The organism is Pluralibacter sp., assembly GCF_019237635.1.
GTDB lineage: Bacteria > Pseudomonadota > Gammaproteobacteria > Enterobacterales > Enterobacteriaceae > Enterobacter_B.
Map to the genome: position 1 here is coordinate 54,591 of NZ_JAFAGS010000081.1, position 12,988 is coordinate 67,578.

At 54.1% G+C, this 12,988-nt stretch carries 12 protein-coding genes; 10 read left to right on the forward strand and 2 right to left on the reverse strand.

Annotated features, from left to right (window positions below):
- Positions 1 to 23 precede the first annotated feature (23 nt).
- From yfbV to JO226_RS09895, 4 genes are all read left to right on the forward strand, one after another.
- The gene (gene yfbV, locus JO226_RS09880) at positions 24 to 479 is read left to right on the forward strand and encodes a terminus macrodomain insulation protein YfbV (protein WP_293548283.1); all 456 of its coding nucleotides are present in this window, start codon (positions 24 to 26) and stop codon (positions 477 to 479) included.
- An 81-nt stretch (positions 480 to 560) separates the two neighbouring features.
- On the forward strand, positions 561 to 1,055 hold the full coding sequence (locus tag JO226_RS09885; RefSeq protein WP_293548285.1) for a YfbU family protein: 495 nt from the start codon (positions 561 to 563) through the stop codon (positions 1,053 to 1,055).
- A 13-nt stretch (positions 1,056 to 1,068) separates the two neighbouring features.
- On the forward strand, positions 1,069 to 1,728 hold the full coding sequence (locus JO226_RS09890; RefSeq protein ID WP_293548287.1) for a sugar phosphatase: 660 nt from the start codon (positions 1,069 to 1,071) through the stop codon (positions 1,726 to 1,728).
- A 75-nt stretch (positions 1,729 to 1,803) separates the two neighbouring features.
- Entirely contained in the window at positions 1,804 to 3,630 is a 1,827-nt protein-coding gene (locus JO226_RS09895) for an SLC13 family permease (protein ID WP_293548289.1), read from the forward strand.
- Between the two features lie 42 nt (positions 3,631 to 3,672).
- Here the strand turns inward: JO226_RS09895 and yfbR are convergent, their stop codons facing one another.
- Both yfbR and alaA read right to left on the reverse strand, forming a co-directional pair.
- Positions 3,673 to 4,272 carry a 5'-deoxynucleotidase gene (gene yfbR / locus JO226_RS09900; RefSeq protein WP_293548291.1) on the reverse strand — a complete coding sequence of 200 codons (600 nt, stop codon included), beginning with the start codon at positions 4,270 to 4,272 and terminating at the stop codon, positions 3,673 to 3,675.
- A 94-nt stretch (positions 4,273 to 4,366) separates the two neighbouring features.
- Positions 4,367 to 5,581, reverse strand: coding sequence for an alanine transaminase AlaA (alaA, locus tag JO226_RS09905; protein WP_293548293.1), 1,215 nt, complete (start codon positions 5,579 to 5,581; stop codon positions 4,367 to 4,369).
- A 940-nt stretch (positions 5,582 to 6,521) separates the two neighbouring features.
- Between alaA and lrhA the strand changes: the two genes are divergently transcribed.
- The 6 genes from lrhA (at position 6,522) to nuoF (ending at position 12,964) form a co-directional block, all read left to right on the forward strand.
- Positions 6,522 to 7,463 (forward strand): transcriptional regulator LrhA, encoded by a 942-nt coding sequence (lrhA, locus tag JO226_RS09910; protein WP_293548295.1) that lies wholly within the window; start codon positions 6,522 to 6,524, stop codon positions 7,461 to 7,463.
- Positions 7,464 to 8,093: 630 nt separating this feature from the next.
- Positions 8,094 to 8,540: an NADH-quinone oxidoreductase subunit NuoA gene (nuoA, locus tag JO226_RS09915; RefSeq protein WP_293561388.1), complete on the forward strand. Its 447-nt coding sequence runs from the start codon at positions 8,094 to 8,096 to the stop codon at positions 8,538 to 8,540.
- A 15-nt stretch (positions 8,541 to 8,555) separates the two neighbouring features.
- A complete protein-coding gene (gene nuoB, locus JO226_RS09920) occupies positions 8,556 to 9,230 on the forward strand; it encodes an NADH-quinone oxidoreductase subunit NuoB (protein ID WP_002913178.1) in 675 nt (224 codons plus the stop codon).
- Positions 9,231 to 9,318: 88 nt separating this feature from the next.
- On the forward strand, positions 9,319 to 11,127 hold the full coding sequence (nuoC, locus tag JO226_RS09925; protein WP_293554026.1) for an NADH-quinone oxidoreductase subunit C/D: 1,809 nt from the start codon (positions 9,319 to 9,321) through the stop codon (positions 11,125 to 11,127).
- 2 nt (positions 11,128 to 11,129) lie between these two features.
- On the forward strand, positions 11,130 to 11,630 hold the full coding sequence (gene nuoE, locus JO226_RS09930) for an NADH-quinone oxidoreductase subunit NuoE (protein ID WP_293554028.1): 501 nt from the start codon (positions 11,130 to 11,132) through the stop codon (positions 11,628 to 11,630).
- Positions 11,627 to 12,964 carry an NADH-quinone oxidoreductase subunit NuoF gene (gene nuoF, locus JO226_RS09935; protein WP_293554030.1) on the forward strand — a complete coding sequence of 446 codons (1,338 nt, stop codon included), beginning with the start codon at positions 11,627 to 11,629 and terminating at the stop codon, positions 12,962 to 12,964. The genes nuoE and nuoF overlap by 4 nt, the downstream gene beginning before the upstream one ends.
- Positions 12,965 to 12,988 lie beyond the last annotated feature (24 nt).

Genomic DNA, 12,988 nt, shown 5'->3' on the forward strand with positions numbered 1-12,988 from the left:
ATATGTGAAGTTGAGGTAACGCCATGTCGACATCCGAGAATCGCCCGGTAAACTTTTTCAGTTTGTTTCGCCGTGGGCAACATTATGCAAAGACGTGGCCCCTGGAAAAACGCCTTGCGCCTGTGTTTGTGGAAAACCGCGTGATCCGCGCCACTCGCCACGCCATCCGCTTTATGCCGCCCGTCGCGATATTTACCCTGTGCTGGCAAATCGCCCTCGGCGGACAGCTCGGCCCGGCGGTGGCTACCGCGCTCTTCGCCCTGAGCCTGCCGATGCAGGGACTCTGGTGGTTAGGTAAACGCTCGGTAACGCCGCTGCCGCCGTCTGTTTTACATTGGTTTTATGAGGTGCGCGGCAAACTGCAGGAAGCGGGCCAGGCGCTGGCGCCTGTCGAAGGCAAGCCCGATTATCAGGCATTAGCTGACACGCTTAAGCGCGCCTTCAAACAACTCGATAAAACTTTCCTTGATGATTTGTAATTAACCCCATAAAACGCATATAAAAGAAGGCACACAGTGTGTGTCTTTTTTTATGCCGCAAAGCGCAACAGGAGTAGAAGAATGGAAATGACTAACGCTCAACGTCTGATTTTGTCAAATCAGTACAAAATGATGACCATGATGGACCCGGACAACGCCGAGCGTTATCGCCGCCTGCAGACGATTGTCGAGCGCGGCTACGGCCTGCAGATGCGCGAGCTGGACAGAGAGTTTGGTCAACTGACTGAAGAGACCTGCCGCACCATCATTGACATCATGGAGATGTATCACGCTCTGCATGTCTCCTGGGGCAACCTGAAAAACAGCAGCAGCATCGATGAGCGTCGCGTGACGTTCCTGGGCTTTGATGTCGCAACGGAAGCCCGCTACCTCGGCTATGTGCGCTTTATGGTGAACGTAGAGGGGCGTTACGCCCACTTCGACGCCGGTACCCACGGCTTCAACGCGCAAACCCCAATGTGGGAGAAATACCAGCGGATGCTGAGCGCCTGGCATGCCTGCCCGCGTCAGTATCATCTGAGCGATAACGAAATTAACCAGATTATCAATGCCTGACGGAGGGCGCGCTGTGCAGTGCAAAGGTTTTTTGTTCGATCTTGATGGCACGTTGGTCGATTCGCTCCCGGTTGTTGAGCGTTCATGGTGCCGTTGGGCGGATCGCCATGGGCTTGATCATCAGCGTGTGCTGGATTTTATTCACGGCAAGCAGGCGATAACCTCACTGCGTCACTTCCTCCCTGGGTGTTCGCAAGAGGAGCTCCAGGCCGAATTTCGTCTTCTCGAAGGTATTGAGTCCAGCGATGTTGACGGTATTACCGCGCTGCCCGGCGCGGTCGCGTTACTTAACCACCTCGATGAGGCCGGTATTCCGTGGGCGATTGTCACATCGGGATCGGTGCCGGTCGCCCATGCCCGCCACCGTGCGGCGGGTTTGCCTGACGCGAAGGTATTCGTGACGGCGGAGCGGGTTAAACGCGGAAAGCCCGAGCCGGATGCCTACCTTCTCGGGGCGGAACAGCTGGGCCTTGCGCCACAGGACTGCGCGGTGGTGGAGGATGCCGTCGCGGGCGTGCTGTCCGGGCTGGCGGCGGGATGTCGCGTTATCGCGGTCAACGTCCCTGCCGATGCGCCTTGTCTCAATGACGTCGACATTGTGCTGTCATCGCTGGAGCCGCTGGCGATTAACAAACAGTGCGATGGCTGGGTGAATGTGTCATTGAACGCCTGAGTCATGATGTAGCCCCGCGTAGTCGGGGCTTTTTTGTGCGACACTTCCCCTTCTCTTTTCAGACAAGGATATGTTGTGAACGGTGAACTGATTTGGGTGCTGTGTCTGCTGGCAGTCGCGGTTATCCTCTTTGCGACCGGCAAAGTGCGCATGGATGCGGTGGCGCTGCTGGTGATTGTCGCATTTGTCCTGAGCGGCACGCTGACCCTGAGCGAAGCCTTTTCCGGTTTCAGCGATCCCAACGTTATCCTGATTGCCGCATTGTTTATTATCGGCGACGGCCTGGTGCGTACCGGCGTCGCGACCAGTATGGGCGCTTGGCTGGTGACGGTGGCGGGCAACAGCGAAACCAAAATGCTGGTCTACCTGATGCTGACGGTGGCCGGGCTTGGGGCGTTCATGAGTTCGACCGGGGTGGTGGCGATTTTCATCCCGGTGGTGCTGAGCGTCTGCCTGCGCATGAACACCTCGCCGTCGCGTCTGATGATGCCGCTGAGTTTTGCCGGGCTTATTAGCGGGATGATGACGCTTGTGGCGACGCCGCCAAACCTGGTGATTAACAGTGAGCTTATCCGCGAGGGTTTCCGCGGTTTTAGCTTCTTTAGCGTCACCCCGATAGGCCTGGTGGTCTTACTGCTGGGCATTGTCTATATGCTGGCAATGCGTTTTATGCTGCGTGGCGATGAGCCCGGGCACAAGCACGATAAGCTGCGCTCCTTTCGCGATTTGATCAAAGAGTACCGCCTGACAGGCCGGGCGCGCCGTCTGGCTATTCGCCCGGGATCTCCGATGATTGGTCAGCGTCTTGACGACCTGAAGCTGCGCGAGCGCTACGGCGCTAACGTCATTGGGGTTGAGCGCTGGCGGCGTTTTCGCCGGGTTATTGTTAACGTGAACGGGGTCTCTGAGTTCCGCGCTCGCGATGTCCTGTTGATTGACATGTCCGCTGCCGAGGTTGATCTTCGGGAGTTTTGTAGCGAGCAAATGCTCGAGCCGATGGTGTTGCGCGGCGAGTATTTTGCCGATCAGGCGCTGGATGTCGGTATGGCGGAAGTCTCGCTTATCCCGGATTCCGAGCTGGTGGGAAAAACCGTGCGCGAAATGGGGTTTCGTACCCGTTTCGGTCTGAACGTCGTCGGGCTTAAACGCAATGGCAAGGCGCTGGATGGCGCGGTGGTGGACGATTCCATTGAGCTTGGGGATATCCTGCTGGTCGTGGGAAACTGGAAACTCATCGGCCAGCTTGCCCGGCAGGGACGGGACTTCGTGGTGCTCAATATGCCGGTGGAGGTCAACGAGGCGTCGCCCGCGCACAGCCAGGCGCCGCACGCGATTTTTTGTCTGGTGCTGATGGTCGCCCTGATGCTGACCGATGAAATCCCTAACCCTATTGCCGCGCTGATCGCCTGTCTGCTGATGGGCAAATTTCGCTGCATCAATGCGGAGAGCGCCTATAAAGCCATTCACTGGCCGAGCATTATCCTGATTGTCGGCATGATGCCTTTTGCGCTGGCGCTGCAAAAAACCGGCGGCGTCGATCTGGTGGTGAAAGGGTTGATGGATGTAGGCGGCGGGCAGGGACCGTACCTGATGCTGATCTGCCTGTTTGTGATGTGTGCCGCGATCGGGCTTTTTATCTCGAATACCGCCACGGCGGTGCTAATGGCGCCGATTGCGCTGGCGGCGGCGAAGTCGATGGGCGTTTCGCCTTATCCTTTCGCCATGATGGTGGCGATGGCGGCTTCAGCCGCCTTTATGACCCCGGTGTCATCACCCGTGAACACGCTGGTGCTGGGACCGGGTAAATACAGGTTCAGCGATTTCATTAAAATCGGCGTGCCTTTTACCCTGCTGGTCATGCTGGTGTGCGTCGTGTTAATTCCGCTGTTATTTCCGTTTTAACCGCTTCGCCCGGCAGAGGTTTGTCGCTGCCGGGCGAAACGGCTACAGCGGCGAATCCTGGCTTATCTCGTCCAGAGACAGCTGAAAACTCGGCACAAACACCTGCATGAAATAGTCCATCTCTTCGCTGCGGCGAGACTCAAGGGTTTTTTCCAGCCGCGTTTTGGCTAACAGAAATTCATTATTCCCGGCAGACAGCTCTTCCAGACATTTAAGATAGGCGCACAGCGCATCCGCTTGTTTGACCAGAGAATGCTCTTCTTCACTGTAGTGATGCTCATCAATCAGTGGGGCGAAGATATCGCGTAAATCTTCCGGCACCATCTCGACGAGTTTCTGCTGGGCGATTTTCTCGATGGCTTTGTACTCCTGCGCAATCTGAGAATTGAAATACTTCACCGGTGTCGGGAGATCGCCGGTCAACACTTCTGAGGCATCGTGGTACATCGCCAGCAGGGCGATACGCTCCGGGTTTACCTGTCCGTGAAATTTACGATTCTTAATCGCCGCGAGCGCATGGGCGACCATGGCCACCTGTAGACTGTGCTCAGAGACGTTTTCGGTACGCACGTTGCGCATCAGGGGCCAGCGGTTAATCAGCTTTAAACGGGCGAGGTGGGCAAAGAAATGGCTCTGACTCATAGGATACCTTTCGTCTATTACAGCACGGACGTTTATTGTGCGGGCTTGCGAGTCAGGATGCAAATCGGGCTGCCTGAGGCAGCCCGATGAGGTATTACTGATGGTAACCGCTCAGGAAGCGGCCAAAGCGGCTAATAGACATTTCGAGGTCATCAATCCGCGGAAGGGTGACGATACGCACGTGATCCGGCCACGGCCAGTTAAACGCTGTGCCTTGCACCAGTAGTACTTTTTCCTGCAGCAGGAAATCGAGCACCATCTTCTGGTCGTCATGGATGTTAAAGCGCTTCGCGTCGATTTTCGGGAACATGTAGAGCGCCCCGTTGGGCTTCACGCAGCTCACGCCAGGGATCTCGTTAATCAATTCCCATGCGCGGTTACGCTGTTCGTACAGGCGTCCGCCGGGGACGATAAACTCGCTGATGCTCTGGTAGCCGCCGAGCGCGGTCTGGATAGCGTGCTGCGCAGGAACGTTCGCACACAGGCGCATAGAGGCAAGCATTTCCAGCCCTTCGATATACCCTTTGGCGTGCTTTTTCGGCCCGTTTAGCACCATCCAGCCCTGGCGGAACCCGGCAACGCGGTAGGTTTTCGACAGGCCGTTGAAAGTGACGGTCAGCAGGTCAGGCGCCAGCGCGGCGATAGAATGGTGCTGCGCTTCGTCGTAAAGGATCTTGTCGTAGATTTCGTCGGCGAAGATTATCAGGTTGTGCTGACGGGCAATTTCCACGATCTCCAGCAGCAGCTCTTTGGAGTAGACCGCGCCAGTGGGGTTGTTCGGGTTAATGATCACAATGCCGCGGGTACGCGGGGTGATTTTGGCGCGAATGTCGTCGAGATCCGGGAACCAGTCGGAAGATTCATCGCAAAGATAATGTACGGCTTTACCGCTGGAAAGCGATACCGCCGCGGTCCACAGCGGGTAGTCCGGTGCGGGCACCAGCATCTCGTCGCCGCTGTTCAGCAGCGCCTGCATCGCCTGTACGATAAGCTCCGATACGCCGTTGCCAATATAGATATCTTCGACCGTCACATCACGCATATCACGAGCCTGGTAATGCTGCATGATGGCTTTGCGGGCGGTATAGAGACCTTTTGAGTCGCAATAGCCCTGAGCGGTCGGCAGGTTGCGAATCACGTCAACGAGGATTTCATCCGGGGCGTCAAAACCGAAGGGCGCCGGGTTGCCAATGTTCAGCTTTAGTACTTTATTGCCTTCTTCTTCAAGACGTTTAGCTTCTTTAAGTACCGGGCCACGGATGTCATAACAGACATTATCTAATTTGCTGGATTTTTCGATGGGGGACATGAATCTCGACCTTTTAACTGTTGTTGCCACTCCCTGCCGTGGAAGTCAGCACGGAACAATGTACTCCCCATCCCGGGTATTTTGAAGTCTTTACAGTAGAAGATTTTGTAGAATGCCTGTCAGTGACATGATCTGTTAGACTAATAATTGGTATATTTATTTTGTGAATAACCTGGCATTGGCATCAACGGTGGTTATAAATGTTATTGGATGTCCTGTTGTGCCGATTTTTATACTGATGAAAACGGTGTGATGGCGGTGGTGACAGGGAGTGCCAGGCACAGCGAGCGAAAGAAACGGCAGGACATTATCCGGTTATACATGTTGATGTATTAGGAATAATACTATTTGGCTGTGAATGTATTGTTAAGGATTGTTAACGAAAGAATATTTAAACAATTAATATTTTTTCATTAATTGAAAAATTGTCTTTTTAAATTGTTAATTATTTAAAGAACTCTGATTTCACAGGGGATAAGAGTGTAAGATTATACTCATATAACACTTATAAATATAATGGTTTTAGGTTAGGATACTGGTGTTGCTGGATGACGATACTCATCAGATACTGAAGTCTCTGTTGTTCAGATACTATGTAACTTTGTGTTATTGCTTGTATTTTTGTTTTCGGGAATGACTTGCAAAATTCACCTTTATTGTTGAGCCTTCTCAAGGCAATGCGTAGTTTGTGATTGTTTTTTTTGAATAACCTCACATAAAATAGTTGAAAATAATAAATTGCAGGCAGACGGAAGCATAAATATAGATAAGGGATCGGTTCGCTACGAACTGCAGGCAAATTTAATGCAATAACGCTCTTTCAGGCGAGCGTCCGGCTTACCGGGCTGGAGGATATGATTCAAAGGGAATTGCCTGATTATTTAGAGCACAGCATCAACCAGGCACAAGGCGGCAACAGCAGCCTGTAAGTGAAAAAATTATGATAAATGCAAATCGTCCGATACTGAATCTCGACCTCGATCTGCTGAGAACGTTTGTCGCGGTCGCCGATCTTAATACTTTTGCTGCGGCTGCCGCCGCTGTTTGTCGCACCCAATCAGCGGTAAGTCAGCAAATGCAGCGTCTGGAGCAATTAGTGGGAAAGGAGTTGTTTGCCTGGCATGGCCGTAACAAACTGCTCACTGAGCATGGCATACAGCTGCTGGGCTACGCCCGAAAGATCCTGCGCTTTAATGATGAAGCATGCACATCGTTAATGTTTAGTTCCCTACAAGGGATGCTGACTATTGGTTCTTCTGATGAGTCGGCTGACACTATTCTACCGTTTTTGCTTAACCGCATTAGCTCGGTTTACCCTAAGCTCGCGCTTGATGTGCGGGTGAAACGTCATGCGGTTATGGCGGAAATGCTGCAGGCTAACGAGGTGGATCTTGTTCTCACCACGCATCGCCTGGAAAAATTCGACGCGACGCCGCTGCGAACATCGCCGACGTTGTGGTACTGCGCGGCAGATTACATGCTGCCGCCGGGGGAAGCGGTACCGCTGGTGCTGCTCGATGACCCAAGTCCGTTTCGCGATATGATTATCGATACGCTGAATGCAGCGCGTATTCCGTGGCGACTGGCCTATGTCGCGTCTACGCTGTCTGCGGTACGTGCGGCGGTGAAGGCGGGGCTAGGCGTAACCGCGCGGCCTGTTGAAATGATGAGCCCGGACCTGCGTGTTTTAGGCAAAGCGGACGGCTTGCCGGTGATGCCGGATACCGAGTATTTGCTCAGTTACAATGCGCAAAATCCCAATGAACTGGTGCAGGCCATTTTCCAGTCGATGGAGAACTACAACAATCCCTGGTACCAGTACCGCGCCTATACCTCCGAAGGGGGAGATGGTTCAGCGATCGCCGAACGGGATTTTGAGTGACCGCTCACAGGGTTATCTGGTAACAAAATGTAAGTGCAAAAAAAGGCCACCGGAACGTGAATTTCGTCCAGTGGTCTTTTTTTTGTATAAATTCTAATCCGTTAATTTCGCTGGTGAGAATTACATTTTATTTTTCATGCTGTTGTATATCATCTCGTTATTGTTTTACCGCTCTCCAGCCCAGCCTCGTCACTTCCTGCTAATGTTAAAAAAACGGCTGTATTGTTGCTGTTTTCATGTGGCAATTAACAAAAGCGTGTCTCAGATCAAGAAAATACTCCTCATTAGGGGGAGGAATCGTGGACAAATCCTGTCAAAATAGACGGGTAATCCTTGCTTGCGCCTCAGACGGACACGATTCAACAACGATAAAAACCTGATGCTACGATCGGCATTATCGAAGTAAAGGGCATTTAATGTTAATGACGCGTGGACGATGTAAATTAATGTGAGGAAACTTTTGTTAAAGTTGACAAAAGGTTATAGAAAGGAGTAAAAAACCGCATCATTTAGATGTTTAAGCCTGATAAAGGCACATTTTTTGTGGTTTTTTGTTCCTCCCCATGAATCATGTGGCGTTCATCTGTCAGCAAGAGCAGAGGTTTTAACGCTACTTATTTTGGTAAAGCTTTGCGTATGTCAACATCCACTGAAGTCATCGCTCATCACTGGGCATTCGCTATATTTCTCATTGTTGCCATTGGCCTCTGCTGTTTCATGCTGGTCGGCGGTTGGTTCCTTGGCGGTCGCGCACGCGCGCGTAGCAAAAACACCCCATTTGAGTCCGGTATCGACTCGGTAGGGTCGGCTCGCTTACGCCTTTCTGCGAAGTTCTATTTGGTCGCCATGTTCTTCGTCATCTTCGACGTGGAAGCCCTTTATCTCTACGCATGGTCCACCTCTATCCGCGAGAGCGGCTGGGTGGGCTTTGTGGAAGCCGCAATTTTCATTTTAGTGTTACTGGCGGGACTGGTTTATCTCGTTCGCATCGGCGCACTGGATTGGACGCCTGCGCGTTCTCAACGCAAGTTGGTGAATCCGGAAAACGACAGTATTACTAATCGTCATACGCAGTAAAAGCGAGGCAATAAGATGGATTATACGCTCACCCGCATAGATCCTAACGGTGAGAACGACCGTTACCCCCTGCAAAAACAGGAGATCGTAACCGACCCCCTGGAGCAGGAGGTGAACAAAAGCGTGTACATGGGCAAACTTGAACACGCTTTGCACGACATGGTGAACTGGGGCCGTAAGAACTCAATCTGGCCTTACAACTTCGGTCTCTCCTGCTGCTACGTTGAAATGGTGACGTCATTCACTGCGGTGCATGACGTTGCGCGTTTTGGGGCGGAAGTATTGCGTGCATCCCCGCGTCAGGCTGACCTGATGGTGGTTGCCGGTACCTGCTTTACCAAAATGGCGCCGGTTATTCAGCGTTTGTACGACCAGATGCTGGAGCCGAAATGGGTTATTTCCATGGGCGCTTGTGCAAACTCCGGCGGCATGTACGACATTTATTCCGTTGTGCAGGGCGTCGATAAGTTTATCCCGGTCGATGTTTACATTCCTGGTTGCCCGCCGCGTCCGGAGGCCTACATGCAGGCGCTGATGCTGCTACAGGAGTCCATCGGCAAAGAGCGTCGCCCGCTTTCCTGGGTGGTTGGCGATCAGGGCGTGTATCGCGCCAACATGCAATCGGAACGCGAGCGTAAACGCGGCGAACGTATTGCGGTGACGAATCTGCGGACACCTGACGAGATTTAATTTGCGCCTGCGGGCAGTGGACTGAGCCTTCGTATATCAAAATCAATAGCGCGGAGCCACGCCCGGCAGTCACCACGGACCTTTTGCAATGGTGAACAATATGACCGATTTAACCGCGCATGACGCCCTGCCAGTATGGCAAACCCGTGATCATCTTGACGATCCGGTGATTGGCGAACTGCGCAACCGCTTTGGGCCGGATGCCTTTACCGTTCAGCCGACCCGTACCGGGGTACCCGTTGTTTGGGTTAAGCGTGAACAGTTACTGGAAGTGGTCGATTTCCTCAAGAAATTGCCAAAACCTTACGTCATGCTGTTTGATTTACACGGCATGGACGAGCGTCTGCGCACACACCGTGACGGGTTACCCGCCGCGGATTTTTCCGTTTTCTACCATCTGATCTCAATAGACCGCAACCGCGATATTATGCTCAAGGTAGCGCTGTCAGAAAACGATCTGAATGTGCCGACCGTCACCAAACTTTTCCCGAACGCCAACTGGTATGAGCGTGAAACCTGGGAAATGTTCGGTATCAACATTGAAGGCCACCCGAACCTGCGTCGCATCATGATGCCGGACACCTGGGAAGGGCACCCGCTGCGTAAAGACTACCCGGCGCGCGCTACCGAATTCGACCCGTTTGAGCTGACCAAAGCCAAACAGGATCTGGAAATGGAGGCGCTGACCTTCAAACCGGAACAGTGGGGCATGAAGCGTAGCTCCGAGAACGAGGACTTCATGTTCCTCAACCTCGGCCCGAACCACCCGTCCGCGCACGGGGCATTCCGCATCATTCTTCAGCTTGATGGCGAAGAGATTGTCGATTGCGTACCGGATATCGGCTACCACCACCGTGGCGCTGAGAAGATGGGCGAGCGTCAGTCCTGGCACAGCTATATTCCGTACACCGACCGTATCGAATACCTCGGCGGTTGCGTGAACGAAATGCCGTACGTGCTGGCCGTTGAGAAGCTGGCGGGTATTACCACCCCGGATCGCGTTAACGTGATTCGCGTGATGCTCTCCGAACTGTTCCGCATCAACAGCCACCTGCTGTACATCTCAACGTTTATTCAGGACGTCGGCGCGATGACCCCGGTCTTCTTCGCCTTCACCGACCGTCAGAAAATTTATGACCTGGTGGAAGCGATTACCGGTTTCCGTATGCACCCGGCCTGGTTCCGCATCGGCGGCGTGGCGCACGACCTGCCTCGCGGCTGGGATCGTCTGTTGCGCGAATTCCTTGAGTGGATGCCAAAGCGTCTGGATTCCTACGAGAAAGCCGCGCTGCGCAACACCATTCTGAAAGGCCGTTCTCAGGGCGTTGCCGCTTACACCGCGAAAGAAGCGCTGGAGTGGGGCACCACCGGTGCTGGCCTGCGCGCGACCGGTATCGGCTTCGACGTGCGTAAATGGCGTCCTTACTCTGGCTATGAAAACTTCGACTTCGAAATCCCGACCGGCGGTGGCGTCTCCGACTGCTACACCCGCGTGATGCTGAAAGTGGAAGAGCTGCGCCAGAGCCTGCGCATTCTTCAGCAGTGCCTCGACAACATGCCGGAAGGTCCGTTCAAAGCGGATCACCCGCTGACGACGCCGCCGCCGAAAGAGCGCACGCTGCAACATATCGAAACCCTGATCACCCACTTCCTGCAGGTTTCCTGGGGCCCGGTCATGCCGGCGCAGGAGTCCTTCCAGATGGTGGAAGCGACCAAGGGTATTAACAGTTACTACCTGACCAGCGACGGCAGCACCATGAGCTACCGTACCCGTATTCGTACCCCGAGCTATGCGCACCTGCAGCAGATCCCGGCGGCGATTCGCGGCAGCCTGGTGTCCGACCTTATCGTCTATCTGGGTAGTATCGATTTTGTTATGTCAGATGTGGACCGCTAATTATGCACGAGAATCAACAACCACAAACCGAGGCTTTTGAGCTGAGTGCGGCAGAGCGTGAGGCCATCGAGCACGAAAAGCACCACTACGAAGACCCGCGTGCGGCGTCCATCGAAGCGCTGAAGATTGTACAGAAGCAGCGCGGTTGGGTGCCGGACGGCGCTATCTACGCCATTGCCGATGTGCTGGGTATCCCGGCAAGCGACGTCGAAGGCGTGGCCACGTTCTACAGCCAGATTTTCCGCCAACCGGTGGGCCGCCACATTATTCGCTACTGCGACAGCGTGGTTTGTCATATCACCGGCTATCAGGGCATTCAGGCCGCGATCGAGAAGAAACTCGACATCAAACCGGGTCAAACCACGTTTGATGGTCGTTTCACTCTGTTGCCGACCTGTTGCCTTGGCAACTGCGACAAGGGGCCGACCATGATGATTGATGACGATACTCACAGTCATCTGACGCCGGAAGCGATCCCCGATCTGCTGGAGCAGTATAAATGAAGAACATTATTCTGACTCCCGAAACCCATCCGCTGACCTGGCGTCTTCGTGACGACAAACAGCCGGTATGGCTGGAGGAGTATCAGGCGAAAAACGGTTATGCCGGTGCGCGTAAAGCACTTGGCGGCATGGCGCCGGATGAGATAGTCAATCAGGTAAAAGACGCTGGTCTGAAAGGGCGCGGCGGCGCGGGCTTTTCCACCGGTCTGAAGTGGAGCCTGATGCCGAAAGACGAATCCATGAACATCCGTTACCTGCTGTGTAACGCCGATGAAATGGAGCCGGGCACCTATAAAGACCGCCTGCTGATGGAACAGCTGCCGCACCTGTTGGTGGAAGGTATGCTGATCTCCGCATTCGCCCTGAAGGCGTACCGTGGCTACATCTTCCTGCGCGGGGAATACATTGAAGCGGCGCAAAACCTGCGTCGCGCTATCGCCGAAGCAACGGAAGCCGGGCTTCTGGGGAAAAACATCCTCGGTACCGGTTTTGACTTTGAGCTGTTTGTGCACACCGGGGCAGGGCGTTACATCTGTGGTGAAGAGACCGCGCTGATTAACTCCCTTGAAGGCCGTCGCGCGAACCCGCGCTCCAAGCCGCCGTTCCCGGCAAGCTCCGGCGCGTGGGGCAAACCGACCTGCGTGAACAACGTTGAGACCCTGTGCAACGTACCGGCCATCCTCGCCAACGGCGTAGAGTGGTACCAGAACATCTCGAAAAGTAAAGATACCGGCACCAAGCTGATGGGCTTCTCCGGGCGCGTGAAGAACCCGGGTCTGTGGGAGCTGCCGTTTGGTACTACCGCGCGCGAGATCCTCGAAGATTATGCGGGCGGCATGCGTGATGGTCTGAAATTCAAAGCCTGGCAGCCGGGCGGCGCGGGGACCGACTTCCTGACCGAAGCGCACCTCGACCTGCCGATGGAATTCGAAAGCATTGGTAAAGCAGGCAGCCGTCTGGGTACGGCGCTGGCGATGGCCGTCGACCACGAGATTGGCATGGTATCGCTGGTGCGCAACCTGGAAGAGTTCTTCGCCCGCGAATCCTGCGGCTGGTGTACGCCATGCCGCGACGGTTTGCCGTGGAGCGTGAAGATCCTGCGTGCGCTGGAGAATGGCGAAGGCCAGCCGGGGGATATCGAAACGCTTGAGCAGCTGTGTCGTTTCCTCGGCCCGGGCAAGACCTTCTGTGCGCATGCGCCAGGTGCGGTCGAACCGCTGCAGAGCGCGATTAAATATTTCCGCGAAGAATTCGAGGCTGGCATTAAGCAGCAGTTCAGCAATACCCATTTGATTGACGGTATTCAACCGAACCTGCTTAAAACGCGCTGGTGAGTTAACGATTTTTAATTTGGAAGC